Source organism: Moorena sp. SIO1G6, assembly GCF_010672795.1.
Taxonomy (GTDB): Bacteria; Cyanobacteriota; Cyanobacteriia; order Cyanobacteriales; family Coleofasciculaceae; genus Moorena; species Moorena producens.
In genome coordinates this window covers 77,351-93,555 of record NZ_JAAHFZ010000026.1, presented here as the reverse complement: position 1 = coordinate 93,555, position 16,205 = coordinate 77,351, and the positions used below count along the sequence as shown (strand labels likewise).

Sequence of the window (16,205 nt, the reverse complement as noted above, 5' to 3'; positions counted from 1 at the left end):
AGATTAGCGATCGCACTCTTATACACACTTAACTCTTTTTGTCAATTTAGGGCGATCGCCTCTCTATGCACACTTGACTCTTTTTGTCAAGTTTTATGTTAAGAAAGATGTTTATAAAGCATAGCTTTTTAAGGGGGATTTAGGGGGATCGGTTTCTTTTTAAGGGGGATTTAGGGGGATAAGTTTCTACCTCATGGCAGAGAGAATAGCTATAACTAGTAATTTTCACGATAGCGCTGGGAGCAGTAGCTCCTAAAACAGACAAGGTTTAATGAGCGCGGAGATTGTAACGATAAAATAGAAATTACTGATTTGCTATAATAACGTAAGCTATCACCTTATGCGCTATGGGCAGGATTGAGAAAAAAAAAGAAGCAAACGCTAATATTCGCCAAGTTTTGACTGAGCGTTTAGCTCAAGCAGAAATCATTTCTTTGGAAGTTGAATCTCCCAATAATGAACATCCTTGGATGGAATTTTCTGGTATGTATGCAAATAACCCTCTGTTTGATGAGGTTTTAGCAGATATAGCAGCCTATCGTGATGAAATTGATGCAGAAATAGAAGGAAAATGCGATTCTCTGAAAGAGACGCTACGGGAACGCTAATCTCTAAAAGCGATTCTCTGAAAGAGACGCTACGCGATCGCGTCCAAAAATCTTGATTTTAGGGGATTGACCAAATTAATAGTTTGTAGATTTAGACAAAATTACTTTGATTTAGGGGTCTTGACAAATTCCTTTACTTGTGAATCTAGGCGTGAGCATATTTAAGGATATTTATATTCAACCATATTAATTAAAGTTGATTAATATTAAGGTTGATTAAGGTGCATTGTTATTGAGTAAAAAGCCAGTTATTATCTAAAGGTTGTCAGCGACAAACGTCTGATATATGTAGATACTTAGCACAGCTAAGTGGTAGAAAATTAACTGAACGAGCAGAGTATGAGTATACAGCAAAGAACAGCAGATCCTCAAAACCCAGAATTTCAACAGTTTCTCGCGACTATCAATCAGTGGTACACTGAGGACACCAAAGGTTTTAAAACCTATTTCGATGCAGCGGTGGAAAATGTCAAACCAATTCCTGAGGAAATTTTAGAAGATGATCCACAGGGAACTTACACCTATGATTGGCGAAACAAAACAATAGATGACCTGTGCCAATTCTTTACAGATTGGTACGTTTGGGAACCATTAGTTCCCACTGGATTAGATTACATTCAAAAGTTTAGCTGGCTATATTATAAAAATGAATACGGCTTGGCCTTTGTGACCAAAGGTGCTGGTTATCAGATGACCGCAGATTTTGTAGAAGTGCGCGGCAAATACTTTGATTCTACTGACTCCCAAGAACTTATTCAAACATGGGTTAATGATCTTGGTGGTGCAACGGCAGTCTGTTCTGAGTTTTATTGTCCAAATGAGCAAGACCCTTATCTAGGATTTGAGAATTTTAATCAATTTTTTGCCCGGAATCTAAACCCAGAAGCAAATCCCAGACCGATTACTTCACCAGATGACGACTCTGTAGTGGTGGCTCCAGCAGATAGCGTTATCAATATGATTGTTAACGACTTAACCCTAGAAACAAAAATTGCTGTAAAAACAGTATATTTGAATGTTGTGGAGCTTTTAAATAACTCAAGTTTTGCCCAACACTTTGATGGAGGTACAGCTGTTTCTTGTATCCTCATGCCGGATACCTATCATCACTACCATGCACCCGTATCTGGCACGGTTGTAGAATCTAACGAAGATGTCGCAGGCGAATATTTTGGTATCGATAATTTTCCGGGCTTGTTGAACGATGACAACGTTGGTTATGGATATTCCTACAGTGTATTTGAACATTTTCGTCGGGGCTATTTAGTAATCGAAACCGCCAACTATGGTCATGTGGCGATGATACCAGTAGGATTGAACACCATCGCCTCAGTGATATTTGAAGATCGATTCAAGAATGTCACTTCTGAAAACCCCGTTCCGATTACAAAAGGCGAAAAAATAGGGTATTTTCAGTATGGTGGCTCCTTAAACATTCTTTTGTTTGAAAAAGATCGTTTCCCCTCATTAAATATCCTGCAAGGGCAGCAAATCGGATTCCTGCTTGGCGAAGCCGAAGCAAAAGTGAAGTTAACCAAGACACGGAAGAGTCGTTTCTTGAATCGGATTGCTTATTTAGGCAGATAAGCAATTTATCGGGAGCATATCAATTTTGGAGTCAAACCACCAGCTGCTATTATCCTTAGGAATAGCGGCGTTACTTTCGCCAGACATTCCATACATTATTGATATGCCTCCTTCCCTTTTCTTATATAGCGGTTTTTAGTCTAATGAGGTACACAGGCTTTTTTCCCTATTGCCTATTGCCTATTGCCTATTGCCTCTTGCCTCTTTTCTGTTCCCTGTTCCCTAAAAACAGAAACTTTGTACCTCACCAAATTAAAAACCGCTATACAACCCCAGACCAAGAGCTACAACCAATATGTACAGACTGTACTAGGATCTGGTTTCACCGACTTCATCGTTTTGTCCTGATCGTAGTCAAAGGTTCTCTCACAAAAGCCACTTTCACTCTCCAACGCACAATTCAAAACAGTTTTATAATTTTTGTAATGATGATTGTCTATAACATCAAATTTACCCATTAAGTTGTCTCGAGAAAATGAAACTAGATAGGCATAGGGCAAATGCTGATATCCTTCATATTTAAATGGGTCACAAGGAACTTTGTCATAAACATTTTGGATACGAATAGTTCGGGTCTCCGGGTTTTGTTGCGGTGCCTGTTGTTGATAAAATTCTACAAATGCTTGGTTGCCTACACGAGGGGAAGCATAGTTGTAGCTTGCAGACTTGATATCTGGTCTAGACAACGCCATATCAAGTGTGAAGAAAGTGCTCAGTGTAGAGCCTAAACTATGGCCAGTAATATACAGAGTATCGATCGGTTTTTCAGATGCTTGGTATTTATCAACTAGGGCAAACACCTGATTCTGCATCGAGGGTGTGTTCCCATCACTATTGGAATAGATATGGTAGAAACCTGATTCAACCCTAAGCTTAGATGGCACTACAACATCTTCCTGATAAGGTACAAATGTTGTATGATTAACACCAAAAGTATCTATTAGATCCTCTGTGGAATAAGTACCTCTAAAGGCAAATATATAAGTGTAAGGAGACTGCTGAGATCGAAACACTACACCATAACACTCAACAGTTTTGTATTTATTAAAAATCGCATCAACACCAGTCCAGTAGTCTACAAAATCATAACCATCCGGTGGAGACACCTCAAGACACTCAGCAGGGTTTTGCTTATCAAAAGCATCATAAGTTAGAATGCTTGCTTGCACTAAAACCATGGCCCTGGTGGAATCAAGGTCAGCAGTTGTGAGGTAAGTAATTGTGTTATCCATCACGCATGCTTTCATTAGGATTGCTATATATAGCAATCCTATCTGATTTGTGAAAGAAATGGTCTGCTTTAAGGCAGGAAGCAGACGGCAGATGGCAGAAGGGAAGGGAGAAGGCACCAGTTTTTAACAATTCCAGTGATTTTACAAATAATTTAGGATTGCTATATAGGCTTCCTCCCCAGCAGCAAGGATGAAGCCAATGGCATTACTGTCGAGTCTTTTAAACTCTAGTCATGTAACTATTTTTTGCACAAAAGTCCATACAATTAATTGCTGCTTCAGAATTAGCAAAAGATGGATGCACGGTACATTTAAGACGATAATCACCAGTAAAAAACTGACAGTTAGAACAGGGAATTTGATGCAGTCGTTTGGCAACAGCAAAACTTTCTCGGACTGCTGACCAAACCGTCCAAGCTAGAATCATCATTATCCCCCAAGCCAAACAAAAACAAATCAGGTTTAGATAAGGCTGGAGGGCATAGATCAGTACGTAAAGGAGTTGAAACACAATTTAATAGACTTCTTGCAGAAGTCGGGAACAGGGAACAGGGAACAGGGAACAGAGAACAGGGAGCAGGGAGCAGGGAGCAGGGAGTAGGGAAGAGGGAAGAGGGAAGAGGTAAGAGGTAACACATTTTGTGTACCTCATAGCTATGATAAAAGCTATAATCTTTGCTCCTAATAACTAAAAGGGAATATCATCTAAATCGTGTTCATGACTAGGGCTACCAGAGGTTGGGTTTTGAGGAGATGAAGACCCAAAAGAAGAGTCAAAGCTTTGCTCAGTATTTTGTTCAGTGCTGGTATTGTTAGGATAAGAAACTGATGACGACATCCGATGTTGATCCATGGATACAACCTTATCATGAGGTGCGACCCGTGATGGCGAGCAATCCCTCGCCATCACGGAAAGCGCACCTATGGTTTGGGGACGGGATGGTTCTGGGGTCTGCTGGAAAGTTCTGTCCGAGGCCATGACTTGTGGCTCGAAGTGATCATCTGTTCCCAATTTGTGAATCCGGGAAACATAAAATTCTGCCCGTTTTTCCTTGAACCCTTCTGGTCGCTCAATCACATTCATCCTTAAGCTACCTTCAATCACCACGCGATCGCCTGTGGAATAGTTTGCTTTAATTTCATTAGCCAAATATTCCCCCCAACCTACCACTTTTAAGGTGGATGGAGCGTCCTCAGCCTTGACACCAGCGAATTGTACTAGCATCTGAGTCAGGGGTGTCTGATTATCTGAAGTGTAACGGAGTTCTGGATCCTGAATAATTTGTGCCATTAAAATGCAGCTGTTCATGTCCTATATCCCTTGTCCTTTCAGTGTTGACTCTTCATTATAGAACAAGCGTACCAATACTCTTGGCTTTTCTTTGATAGAACTTAAGCTACCAACAATTAACTACCAACAAGGGCATAGCGGTGACTTTTCTGAGGTCTACAAACACTCTTTAGGTGCGCTTTCCGTGATGGCGAGGGATTGCTCGCCATCACGGGTCGCACCTGAGAAAAGCCACCGCTATGCCTGTTAATAGCCGATCAATCGGATTTATGACACGGATTTATGACACGGCTGACGGTTGCGCTTCTACACCTTGTTCTTTTTCAACGAATTCCTGAACATGGTTGCGATAATGCTTGAGGTTTTCCTCTACCCAATCCCGGTCATCGCTGTTGGCAAAAATATGAACCAAGGGTTCGCCAGCATCAGGTAAAATCAACACCCAGTTATCATTTTGCGGGTTGATAATTTTAACGCCATCAACAAGTTCGAGCTGCTCACTGGGATGGGTTTCCACCAGATGACGCATCAGGCTACCCTTAACTGTCCAAGGACAGCGCAGAGTAACGGTTTTGTACCATACGCGGGGGAGTTCGGCACGAATATCAGCAAGCGATCGCTCTTGCACTGTCAGCATTTCGATCAACTTGGCGATTCCAAACATGGCATCAAAGCCTGGATGTAGTTGGGGGAAAATAAAGCCCATGTCCCAACTACCTCCCAATACCACATTGGGATTGCTTTGAGAAGCTTCCATCAGTGCTGTGGGGTTAGCTTTGGTGCGGATCACCTTGCCATCATGGCGTCGGGCAATTTGTTCCACCGCACTTGATGTCTGAACTGGAACCACCACAGTTCCCCTGGGATTAGAGGTTAACATAATATTGACCATCAGTGCAGTCAATACCTCACCTCGAATCGAGATTCCCGATTCATCAACCAAAATCAGCTGTTCCCCATTAGCAGAGACCTGCACGCCAAAATTAGCTTTTAGAGCCTCGACCACCTGACCAAGCTGATTGAGCAAACTCTCTCGTTCTTCTGTGGAGATAGCTGTTTGTTTCAAACTGGCATTGAGGACTACTGCATCAGCCCCAAATTTCGCTAATAGTTGGGGTAACACGGCACCAGAGACGGCATAAGCATAGTCAATAACTACCTTAGCACTACTGTTGCGAATTGCCTCTACATTGAGATGCTTCTCAAAGGCAGTACCGTAGATATCGATTAACTGGATCGGGTAGTTAACATTACCGATATCATTGATCTGGACTCGTCTTAGGTCTTCTTTAAAGTAAGCCCCCTCAATTTTTTTCTCTTTACCCTTGCTGACATTAATTCCCTTGGCATCAATAACTTCGATCAAGATATGATCTGGTCGGTCAGGATGCACGCGCACATGGATACCTCCCTCAACCCCTAGGGTTGGTATCACGGTGCGAGCCACAGGAATTGCGGTTGCATCTAGGTTCTGGACATCAATACCTACAGACATCAATCCCCCAATCAAAGACCGGGTCACCATGCGACAGATACTACGCTGGTCACGGGAGAGTGATACTTGGGAGCCTAGTTTTAAGGTAGACCCATAAGCAGCTCCCAACTTAACGGCAAATTCCGGAGTAATATCGATGTTGGCTAAGCCTTGGACACCCCGCTGACCAAAAAGATTCCGTTGGGCAGTGTTGCCCCAAATTAAATTGATATTCAATGTTGCACCTGATTCTATAGTTTTATTTGGCCAAACCCTTACAGTGGGACTAATTTGAGCTTCTTCTCCCACTTTAGACAGGGAACCGACAACGGCACCTTCGAAAACCTGAGCACGACGGTCTACCCGAGTTCCCCTGGAAATGGTGCAGGCACTGAGATTCACCTCTTCACCAATCAACGCTCCATTCCAAATAATTGGTCGTTTCAGGTTAGCGTGGGCAGAGATGGTAACATTATCGCCAATTACTGTTCCTGCTTCGATGTGGGCGTTTGGCCCAATCCGGCAGTTGCTACCAATTAGTACTGGGGTTTCAATCTTGGCAGTAGGGTCGATATAGGTATTTTGTCCCACCCACAGTCCTGAGGATTGTTCTGGGTAAGCAAAGTCTAGTGTGACCTTATTCATTAAGCCGTCATACTGGGCTTCTCGGTAAGCCTCCAGGTGACCAACATCACACCAATATCCCTCAGCGACATAGCCATACATTGGCTCATCTTTCGCGAGCAGTTTCGGAAACAGGTCTTTGGAAAAGTCACATTCCTCATTTGATGGCAGGTACTCTAGAACCGATGGTTCGAGAATGTAAGTGCCAGTGTTAACGGTATCGGAAAAAATTTCTGAGGTCGAAGGTTTTTCCAAAAATCGGCGGATGCGCATTTCCTTATCGGTGATCACCACCCCGAACTCAACGGGATTGGGAACGCGAGTTAGGATTAATGTCGCCTTTGATTTCTTAGCTTTATGAAATTCGATCGCAGCAGTCAAATCAAAGTCGGTGATGCTATCGCCACTAATGACTAAAAAGGTTTCATTGAGTAATTCGGAAATATTTTTAACACAACCTGCAGTCCCCAGAGGCTGTTCTTCTTCTACCGCATAGGTCATCTTTACCCCAAAGTCACTGCCGTCTTGGAAGTAGTCCCGCATGACATCTGGGAGATAGTACAGAGTGGCAATGACCTCAGTGATATTGTGCCGTTTGAGTAGATTAACAATATGTTCCGCAATGGGTCGATTCAGGATTGGCACCATGGGCTTGGGCAGATCACAGGTCAACGGTCTCAGCCGTGTTCCTGAACCACCAGCCATCAGCACTGCTCGCATAATTCCTCCTCTTTTAACCCGTTAAGGGGTTTGATCATGTTGTCTACGTTCATTTGTCTTTGTTATGGGCTTTTTTTAGTGAAGTACTTTCCTCCACAAACAGTGACTTGATCTCAAAACCGTGATTTTGGCATGCTAGCGTCGATAGTGAGTCATATAGGTGCGCTTTCCGCATCTAATTATTAAATTCGCCACGGGTCGCACCTAAAGAGTGCTTTCGACAAAGACTGGCGGAACCATAACTAACGTCACTGGTGTCGCCAATTTTCCTCCTCCCTGAGCAGAAAGATCGCGCGTTGACCCGCTGCTTCTTCACTCAGGTAATCATCACTACTGAGTTTGGCTAGTCTGTAACTCCTAAAGGTGACACCACATAATGAAGACTAGAGAAACTGGACCTGGATCAATGCTACTTTGAGCTGTAATCCGAATCAATTCGTAGGTGCGCTCTTACCATTAAGAATTAAATTCGCCAAGTAAGAGCGCACCTGTTGATTAACCTACACACTTATGGTATAGAGGTCATGGTCTAACACTTGCTTGATAAGCTAAAATTATCATTAATATAAAAATTATCTTATAAAAAGCACCGGAGGTGATAAACCATGTCACAATAACCAAATGTGTTCTACCCAGATTCATCGACGGTAGTTAAAACCGCCCCAAGGGCTCGCTTTTCCTCCCTGTCAGGCGAGACGCCTATCTTACTTGAGACGGGGTTTCCAAATATGGCAAGATTTTTGATGAATGGCTAACTTAATTGTCTTCGGGTTACTGGTAGTCTATGGGTATGGCGTGTGGAAATTCTGGAGGGGGTTTGAGCGGACTGACTTCAGCCGGAGCTTAACCAATCGGATATCCTTGTCACTGTTGTGGCCAGCTTTAATCGTTGCCAATAAGTCCTATCGCAAAAACTTTACTAAAGCCCTTAAGGGCAGATAGGAGTGGTAGATAGCAGTGGCCGTATTTGGCTGATTGGTGGAACCACAGAAAGTGTGACTCTGGCAAATGCGATCGCATCCAGGGGGATTCCCTCTACAGTAACCGTTACCACAACGGCGGCTAAATCCCTCTATCCCCAAACTCCAAATTTAAGGGTTCAAGTCGGACGTTTAGATACAAATGGGCTAGAGCAGTTTTTGGAGAAGCATGGTATTGTAGCGATCCTAGATGCCTCTCACCCCTATGCAGTGGAAATTTCCCAAATAGCGATTTCAGCGGCTTGTGCTCGGCATATACCTTACCTGCGTTTTGAACGGCAACAGCTAAGTTCTCAGGTAAGTTCTGAACTAGACAAATCACCAATAATTTATCTCAATAGTTTTCAAGACCTGATTGCTGGTAACTATCTCCATCACCAGCGGGTATTACTGACAATCGGTTATAAACATTTACCCTTATTCCGTGGTTGGCAAGAGCAGTCAACCCTATACGCCAGGGTTCTCCCGAGTGTTACTGCCATCGATGTAGCGATCGCATCTGGATTTAGCCCAGATCGAATTATTGCCCTGCGTCCTCCGGTACCAGCTGATTTGGAAAAGGCACTCTGGCATAACTGGGATATCTCTGTGGTTGTGACCAAGGCCTCTGGGGTTGCTGGCGGAGAAGATATCAAACGAACCCTAGCTGCTGAGTTAGGCATCTCCCTTGTTATCATTACTCGCCCAGTTGTTGATTATCCGCAGCAAACTAGCAATATATCTGTGGCATTAGAGTTTTGCCATCGTTATCTTTGAACTCTCCCCCCGTAAATAACAGGTAAGCATATGCGCTACGCGCACGCTACTTGAGGTGCCGTCAGCTGTCAGCCGTCAGCCTTGGCCAAAAGGCCACGCTACGCGAATGGCTCACGCTATGGGAACAGCTTAACATAAACCTATGCAGGCCTATGGCCACGCTACACGAACGGTAGAATTTAATAGTTCGAGATTAATCAGAATTGAAAGTCTGGGGATTTGCTCTTGGCCTTTGGCCAAGGCTGATGGCACCTCAAGTAGCACCATCTGTAGCCCATAGGCTGATGGCTGATAGCTGATACGCGACACGCTGATAGCTAATGGCTGATAGCTGATAACTGAATGCTTACTACCATTGCTTAAACCATAGCTGGTTCGAGTAACCTAATATTAGAAAAGTTGAATTCAGTAGCTGTCCGCCCTTTTTCCTCAATGGCATAAACCACTTGACTAGTCATAATATAATAATCACCAACTTTATCGAACCTGTCCTGAAACTCTCGTTTAGCCATCAAATCACCAGTTTTGGCATTACGAAAAATGGCATTGTAGCCTGAGGAAATATACCCTTCTCCTGTATCTAGGCTATCGTTGGTATTAATTGTAAAAGCCATCGGACCCATAACCCGACTGACATGACAAATTTCCTTCCCTCGGACTTTATAGTTAGAGCCCATGGCATCACCCTTGACAAAAATTTCTACTGCACCAGTAGAATCGTTTTCACCAAAGCTAAATTGGTTTTTCCCATGGGCTTTTTCAAAAGATGACCGCTTGCGGTGGGTTACAATATCCCGCATCTGGTTATAGACACTTTCTTTGACCTTTTCATCCTCAAACCCACTGACTTCAACACTGTGATCACCATTAATGATAACTTCACCAGTGTATACTTCATCACCTTGCTTAATTTCCAAGTCAGCTTTGTAACCAGGAAAATTTTCGTCCCAGGTGTAGCGGTTTTCGTAAGCCGCCTGGAACACTTCACGAGCTGTTTCGTTTTCGATCATAGTCTTGTTAAGTCAACCGATAGTTTATCCAAAGACTACTAATTCACTAATCTCTGACGGTGGTTATTATAGCATTACTGCTTTATATATAATCTTTAAATTGGGTGAGGTAGTTTCAGCTAACTTTAAGCTAAAACTAATCCTAACACTTTTCACCATTACTCCCAAATTGTTCATGCTTTGGAAGAAGTCTAGGTAAGTTTAGTTTAAATTTTCCATAAAAAGCTGGCAAATTATACCTTTAGGTTTTATAAAAAATGAACTGTTAAGCATTAACAGGATCTGCTGACTTTATTTTAATTCCATAGTTCTGACAGCTGCTCATCCTGTTCTGGTCACAAGGAACTATGGTTATTCAACCAGATTTGATCTAATTCTCCACCAGAGCATATCACGTAACCTTGCCAGCCTTAAGCTAACCCCCTAAGCCAATGAATTGCTTACCAGCTATCAGCCCTTGATCATGCCAAAGCTACTGGGGGCAGGGATTGTAAGGGGAACCATTAGAGTGGATGGTTAATCGATATCAGTTGCTTGATTGGAAATCATCACAGGAACTTGATAAAGAGGTACAGTGAAGGTAACTGTTGACCCTAAATTTTCCCCCATACTGAAAAAATTGACCACACCCCCCATGGTTTCAATCAGCTTTTGGGATATGACTAGACCTAAACCCGTGCCGCCATATTGGCGAGTCCGGGAACCATCGACTTGGGTAAATGTTTGAAACAGCCGGTCTTGCTGGTCGAGGGAAACACCGATGCCAGTATCGGCAACTCGAACTTTAACCAATCCTGGGAATTCCGTACCTTTCAAAGTTATCTTCTTTCGGATCACCTCAGCACTAACAGTCACCCCACCTTCATCAGTAAACTTAATGGCATTGCCCACTAGGTTTAACATTACCTGTAGCAGCCGTTGATAGTTACCATACATAACAATGCCATCATAGACATCAGGCATTTCAATTCTGAGGCTGAGGTTTTTGAGCTCGGCTTGATTGATCGTAAAGTCTTCAACTTTTCTAAACAGAGACTCTAATTCTACTGGAGCGAGTTCTAGCTCCATTTTACCAGCTTCAATCTTGGCAATATCCAGGATATCATTAATAATATTGAGCAGATGCAATGCAGAATTGTAGGCTTCTTGGATAAAATCCCGTTGCTCCTGTGGATCGTCTGCCATGCCATCAAGAACCAACTTGAGAAACCCAATCATGCCATTGAGAGGGGTGCGTAACTCATGGGAAGTATTAGCCAGAAAATCACTTTTGTGGCGAGACGCTTCTTCAGCCCTTTCGCTAGCTATTTCTAGCTCTTTGTAAAGGGTGCCATGAGCGATCGCTGTGCCGACTTGCTCAGCCAATTCTCCCACTAACTTTATTTCTGCGGCACTCCATTGACGGCGATGGTCACACTGCTGTAGGCAAATCAAACCATTGGGTTCATCTTTATAGGAGGTTGAAACCACCAACACAGACAACTGTTCCCATTCACCGGGAACAATGTGTTCGACCAGCACTGGCTCCTGACTAGTGAGGGCTTGTTCGAGGTAAGGCTCAGAATCTAAGGGTAGCAGTTGTTTCGCCATTGACCGCAAGGGCTGTTGGCAATATTCTGCCTGCACCTTGGTTACCCGTGCATCTGGTTTGTAATAGCACACGAGGCAACGGCTTACCTGGAGTGCCTCCCCTAGACTTTGGGCAGTTTGTTGCCAAATGGTATCTAGATCGAGGGTACGACGAATTTGCCGGGCAATTTTGGTGAGTAATTTTTGATGGGGGTCTACACTTACGCTTGTAGGAGATTCCCGCCATTCCAATGTTGATGATTCCGGCAACAAGCGACCCATGACTAGAACAGTGGTTGCTTCACCATCTGCTGGCAAAATGGGGCTAATTACCAACTCAAAGGCAAAGGATCTGTCCTGGTAACAAAACGATTGAAGACAACGTTCAGGGGTTCGCTGGCTCAAAATTCTCTGAAGCCTCTCTTGGTAGGCTTCTATCGCAGTCGGGCAGAATGCATCTTCTAGGGGAAGTCCCACCACTTGTGTCAAACTCAGACCATATTGCTCAGCAGCTTGCCAGTAAAAAGAAAGGCATTTACCCGATGCCTCTTGAGTATAAACCAGCTCACACCCTAAACCCTGCAAAAAGTTAGAATCACCTTGTGCACTAGCCGATTGCCTATTTATATATCCAGTTTGAAAACATTGAAAATTCACAGGTGCAGCCATTAAAAGAAACCTGGAAACTACAAGCAACACCGGGAGCCTCAGTTCCCGTTTCAACACGTAAATGCAACCACCCAACCCTAACGCACGAGCCAATGGCAACGTCTCAAAGTAGATGCCTTTACCTCTTGTCTATCAATCGTTCCACTCACCTCGGGGGGGCAGGGGCGGATTTCGGTCAAAGGTACGGGCTAATTCCTGATCTGTTCCCCTTTCACCCCTGAGCCATTGACGAATTGCCGTTTCTATTACTTTACTCGGATCATTAGTCAAGTGTTTGATTTGATCCAAGAGTTCCGTATCCAAATGAATAGAAATTTCTTCTTTGTCAGCTGAACGTGATAAATCTACGTTAGTAGCTTTGGTAGAGTCAAGGTGGTTTTCAAGCAAACCCTCTTGATGTAAGGCATGATCATTCATAATCGATGGGCTAATAACACTACTAATATAACTTTACGATAACTGACAAATAGCCTGGCTCAGTTATAACCATTCCAGGGATAGTACCCTTACCTCTGACGGAAAACATTAAAATACATTAAGTAAAGCATGAACTCAATAGACCAGTTATTGACTGGGTTTATACCAATAGCTTATGACTGATGCCCCTGTCTCTCATATTCGCAATTTTTCGATTATCGCCCACATTGATCATGGAAAATCGACCTTAGCTGATCGCCTACTGCAAGCTACTGGTACCGTAAGCGACCGCCAGATGAAAGAACAGTTCCTGGACAATATGGATTTGGAACGGGAGCGGGGAATAACGATTAAGCTGCAAGCGGCTCGGATGAACTATAGTGCTAGCGATGGTCACGAGTACGTTCTCAATTTAATTGACACTCCCGGTCATGTGGATTTCTCCTATGAAGTGTCGCGCTCACTAGTGGCTTGTGAAGGAGCACTGTTGGTAGTCGATGCATCCCAGGGTGTAGAGGCTCAAACTCTAGCAAATGTTTACCTAGCCCTTGAACACGATCTAGAAATTATTCCCGTTCTAAATAAAATAGACTTGCCTGGAGCTGAACCGGAAAGGGTAAGTACCGAAATCGAAGAGGTCATTGGTCTTGATTGTAGCCAAGCGATTCGAGCATCAGCCAAGGAAGGTATCGGCATACAAGAAATCCTGGAATCTATTGTACATCTAATTCCACCTCCAATCGATACTGTAGATCAACCCCTAAGGGCGTTGATTTTTGACAGTTACTATGATGCTTATCGTGGCGTAATCGTTTATTTTAGAGTGGTCGATGGCACTCTAAAAAAAGGCGATCGCATTCGCTTGATGGCATCTGGCAAGGAGTACGAAATTGATGAGCTAGGGGTGCTTTCCCCTAACCAAGTCCAAGTCGATGAACTCCACGCTGGTGAAGTTGGTTACCTAGCTGCTGCCATTAAGGCGGTAGCCGATGCCCGTGTGGGTGACACCATTACTTTAGCAAAAGCAGCAGCTATTGACCCTTTACCGGGATACACTGAAGCCAAACCAATGGTTTTTTGTGGCTTGTTTCCCACTGATGCTGACCAGTATAAGGATTTAAAGGAGGCATTAGATAAGCTCAAGCTCAATGATGCTGCCCTGAACTACGAACCAGAAACTTCCTCTGCGATGGGATTTGGCTTCCGCTGTGGTTTCTTAGGCTTGCTGCACATGGAAATTGTTCAAGAGCGCCTGGAAAGGGAATATGATTTGGAGCTAATCACCACCGCCCCTTCAGTGGTGTATCAAGTGACCACCAATCAGGGAGAAGTCCTTGAAATTGATAATCCGAGTACTCTGCCATCCCCCCAAGAACGGGAAAAAATTGCCGAACCCTATGTCCGGGTAGAAATGATTACTCCAGAAACCTATGTTGGGACTCTGATGGAACTCTGTCAAAGCCGCCGTGGGGATTTTAAGGATATGACTTATCTTGCCCAAGGACGGACTACTTTAATTTATGAATTACCCCTAGCAGAAGTGGTTACTGACTTTTTTGATCAAATGAAGTCTCGCTCTCGGGGTTATGCCAGTATGGAGTACCACCTCATTGGTTACCGAGATAATCCCTTAGTCAAGCTGGATCTACTGATTAATGCGGAGCCTGTGGACTCCCTGGCAGTAATTGTTCACCGAGACAAAGCTTACTATGTGGGTCGTACCTTAGTGGAAAAACTCAAGGAACTCATTCCCCGGCACCAATTTAAAATTCCTCTTCAAGCGGCTATTGGTAGTCGAGTCATTGCTAGTGAACATATTCCGGCTTTGAGAAAAGATGTATTGGCTAAATGCTACGGTGGTGACATTTCCCGGAAGAAAAAACTTCTCCAAAAGCAGGCAAAAGGTAAAAAGCGGATGAAAGCTGTAGGGACTGTTGATGTTCCTCAGGAAGCGTTTATGGCAGTATTGCGTCTTGACCAAGGCTAGAGGGGGGATTCAGTCATTAAAAGTCCAGACCTGAAAGCCAAGTACTAATCTCGGAATGCTTACTACCAACTAGCGTAATTCTCAACCGGTTAGCCAAGATAATTCGATGATAACCTTCGGTAATTACGGAATTGGTTTTCAAGGTAGGTGAAAAACTATATGGAGAGATATATATCCGGACTTTTTGCCATAAATTAAGTAAAAATTGTCTAACTGGACACTGTTAAATTCAGAGGTTAGTTTAGGATTGATTTCACATCACAAAAGTTCAGTGGCATGAGAATACTAGTTACTGGTGGGGCTGGTTTTATCGGCTCCCATCTAATTGATCGTTTGATGGCAGAAGGTCATGAAGTTATTTGTCTGGATAACTTCTACACTGGTCACAAACGGAATATCCTGAAATGGCTGGCACACCCATACTTTGAGTTGCTCCGCCACGACATCACTGAACCGATTCGGTTAGAAGTTGATCAAATATACCACCTCGCTTGTCCAGCATCCCCAGTTCACTACCAATACAATCCCGTCAAGACTATCAAAACCAATGTCATGGGTACCCTATACATGTTAGGGTTAGCCAAACGGGTGAAGGCGAGATTCTTATTAGCCTCCACGTCTGAGGTATATGGGGATCCGGATGTCCATCCCCAGTCAGAAGATTATCGGGGTAATGTCAATCCCATTGGGATTCGCAGTTGTTACGATGAAGGAAAGCGAGTGGCAGAAACCCTCGCATTTGACTACCATCGACAGAATGGTGTAGACATTCGTGTAGCCCGCATTTTTAACACCTACGGTCCTCGAATGCTGGAAAACGATGGGCGAGTCGTTAGCAATTTTGTGGTGCAAGCTCTGAATGGGGAACCCTTAACGGTTTATGGGGATGGTTCACAGACTCGCAGTTTCTGCTATGTCTCCGACTTAGTAGAAGGACTAATGCGACTTATGAATAATGACCATACCGGACCGATTAATCTCGGGAATCCTGGAGAATATACTATATTAGAACTCGCTCAGGCAATTCAGAAAATGGTGAATCCTGATACAGAAATTATCTTTAAGCCTCTACCTCAGGATGACCCCCGACGTCGTCAACCAGACATTAGTAAAGCTAAAACCTTACTAGGTTGGGAACCTACTATTCCTTTGTCAGAAGGGTTAGATTTGACAGTATCCGATTTCCGTAAACGTTTAACTCCTCAAGAGTAAAACAATCAGATTTAATTAAATCAATCAACCTCAGGTCAGGGTGCCAATACTATCTGTGGCTCCAACCGT

15 protein-coding genes are annotated in these 16,205 nt (G+C 43.7%); 6 read left to right on the top strand and 9 right to left on the bottom strand.

Going from position 1 to position 16,205, the window contains the following annotated elements:
- Nucleotides 1-347: 347 nt before the first annotated feature.
- Both F6K63_RS22660 and F6K63_RS22655 read left to right on the top strand, forming a co-directional pair.
- Nucleotides 348-608, top strand: a complete 261-nt coding sequence (locus tag F6K63_RS22660; RefSeq protein ID WP_287313169.1) for a hypothetical protein — start codon at nt 348-350, stop codon at nt 606-608.
- Between the two features lie 339 nt (nt 609-947).
- Complete coding sequence (locus tag F6K63_RS22655) at nt 948-2,195, top strand: phosphatidylserine decarboxylase (RefSeq protein ID WP_083373703.1); 1,248 nt, start codon at nt 948-950, stop codon at nt 2,193-2,195.
- Nucleotides 2,196-2,479: 284 nt separating this feature from the next.
- Here F6K63_RS22655 and F6K63_RS22650 read toward each other — a convergent pair whose 3' ends face one another.
- The 5 genes from F6K63_RS22650 to F6K63_RS22630 all read right to left on the bottom strand — a co-directional run bounded on the left by F6K63_RS22650 (nt 2,480) and on the right by F6K63_RS22630 (nt 7,536).
- Nucleotides 2,480-3,544 carry a lipase family protein gene (locus F6K63_RS22650; protein WP_287313168.1) on the bottom strand — a complete coding sequence of 355 codons (1,065 nt, stop codon included), beginning with the start codon at nt 3,542-3,544 and terminating at the stop codon, nt 2,480-2,482.
- 103 nt (nt 3,545-3,647) lie between these two features.
- Nucleotides 3,648-3,938, bottom strand: coding sequence for a hypothetical protein (locus tag F6K63_RS22645; RefSeq protein ID WP_071104276.1), 291 nt, complete (start codon nt 3,936-3,938; stop codon nt 3,648-3,650).
- A gap of 3 nt (nt 3,939-3,941) precedes the next feature.
- Entirely contained in the window at nt 3,942-4,079 is a 138-nt protein-coding gene (locus tag F6K63_RS22640; RefSeq protein WP_158026422.1) for a hypothetical protein, read from the bottom strand.
- Between the two features lie 36 nt (nt 4,080-4,115).
- Nucleotides 4,116-4,736, bottom strand: coding sequence for a single-stranded DNA-binding protein (locus tag F6K63_RS22635; RefSeq protein ID WP_071104275.1), 621 nt, complete (start codon nt 4,734-4,736; stop codon nt 4,116-4,118).
- 262 nt (nt 4,737-4,998) lie between these two features.
- Nucleotides 4,999-7,536, bottom strand: a complete 2,538-nt coding sequence (locus tag F6K63_RS22630; protein WP_071104274.1) for a mannose-1-phosphate guanyltransferase — start codon at nt 7,534-7,536, stop codon at nt 4,999-5,001.
- Nucleotides 7,537-8,283: 747 nt separating this feature from the next.
- On the opposite strand from F6K63_RS22630, the gene F6K63_RS22625 reads away from it, so the two are divergent.
- Nucleotides 8,284-8,478 (top strand): hypothetical protein, encoded by a 195-nt coding sequence (locus F6K63_RS22625; RefSeq protein WP_071104273.1) that lies wholly within the window; start codon nt 8,284-8,286, stop codon nt 8,476-8,478.
- 2 nt (nt 8,479-8,480) lie between these two features.
- Nucleotides 8,481-9,272: a cobalt-precorrin-6A reductase gene (locus F6K63_RS22620; RefSeq protein ID WP_071104272.1), complete on the top strand. Its 792-nt coding sequence runs from the start codon at nt 8,481-8,483 to the stop codon at nt 9,270-9,272.
- 150 nt (nt 9,273-9,422) lie between these two features.
- Here the strand turns inward: F6K63_RS22620 and F6K63_RS22615 are convergent, their stop codons facing one another.
- The 4 genes from F6K63_RS22615 to F6K63_RS22600 all read right to left on the bottom strand — a co-directional run bounded on the left by F6K63_RS22615 (nt 9,423) and on the right by F6K63_RS22600 (nt 12,937).
- Nucleotides 9,423-9,581 carry a hypothetical protein gene (locus F6K63_RS22615; RefSeq protein WP_158026421.1) on the bottom strand — a complete coding sequence of 53 codons (159 nt, stop codon included), beginning with the start codon at nt 9,579-9,581 and terminating at the stop codon, nt 9,423-9,425.
- Between the two features lie 50 nt (nt 9,582-9,631).
- On the bottom strand, nt 9,632-10,282 hold the full coding sequence (locus F6K63_RS22610; RefSeq protein WP_071104271.1) for a DUF3386 domain-containing protein: 651 nt from the start codon (nt 10,280-10,282) through the stop codon (nt 9,632-9,634).
- A 516-nt stretch (nt 10,283-10,798) separates the two neighbouring features.
- Nucleotides 10,799-12,520 carry an ATP-binding protein gene (locus F6K63_RS22605; RefSeq protein WP_071104270.1) on the bottom strand — a complete coding sequence of 574 codons (1,722 nt, stop codon included), beginning with the start codon at nt 12,518-12,520 and terminating at the stop codon, nt 10,799-10,801.
- 132 nt (nt 12,521-12,652) lie between these two features.
- On the bottom strand, nt 12,653-12,937 hold the full coding sequence (locus tag F6K63_RS22600) for a hypothetical protein (RefSeq protein WP_229415288.1): 285 nt from the start codon (nt 12,935-12,937) through the stop codon (nt 12,653-12,655).
- A 175-nt stretch (nt 12,938-13,112) separates the two neighbouring features.
- Between F6K63_RS22600 and lepA the strand changes: the two genes are divergently transcribed.
- Together lepA and F6K63_RS22590 are read left to right on the top strand one after the other, a co-directional pair.
- Nucleotides 13,113-14,924: a translation elongation factor 4 gene (gene lepA / locus F6K63_RS22595; RefSeq protein ID WP_071104269.1), complete on the top strand. Its 1,812-nt coding sequence runs from the start codon at nt 13,113-13,115 to the stop codon at nt 14,922-14,924.
- A 276-nt stretch (nt 14,925-15,200) separates the two neighbouring features.
- Nucleotides 15,201-16,136 carry a UDP-glucuronic acid decarboxylase family protein gene (locus F6K63_RS22590; RefSeq protein WP_071104268.1) on the top strand — a complete coding sequence of 312 codons (936 nt, stop codon included), beginning with the start codon at nt 15,201-15,203 and terminating at the stop codon, nt 16,134-16,136.
- Nucleotides 16,137-16,205: the final 69 nt, after the last annotated feature.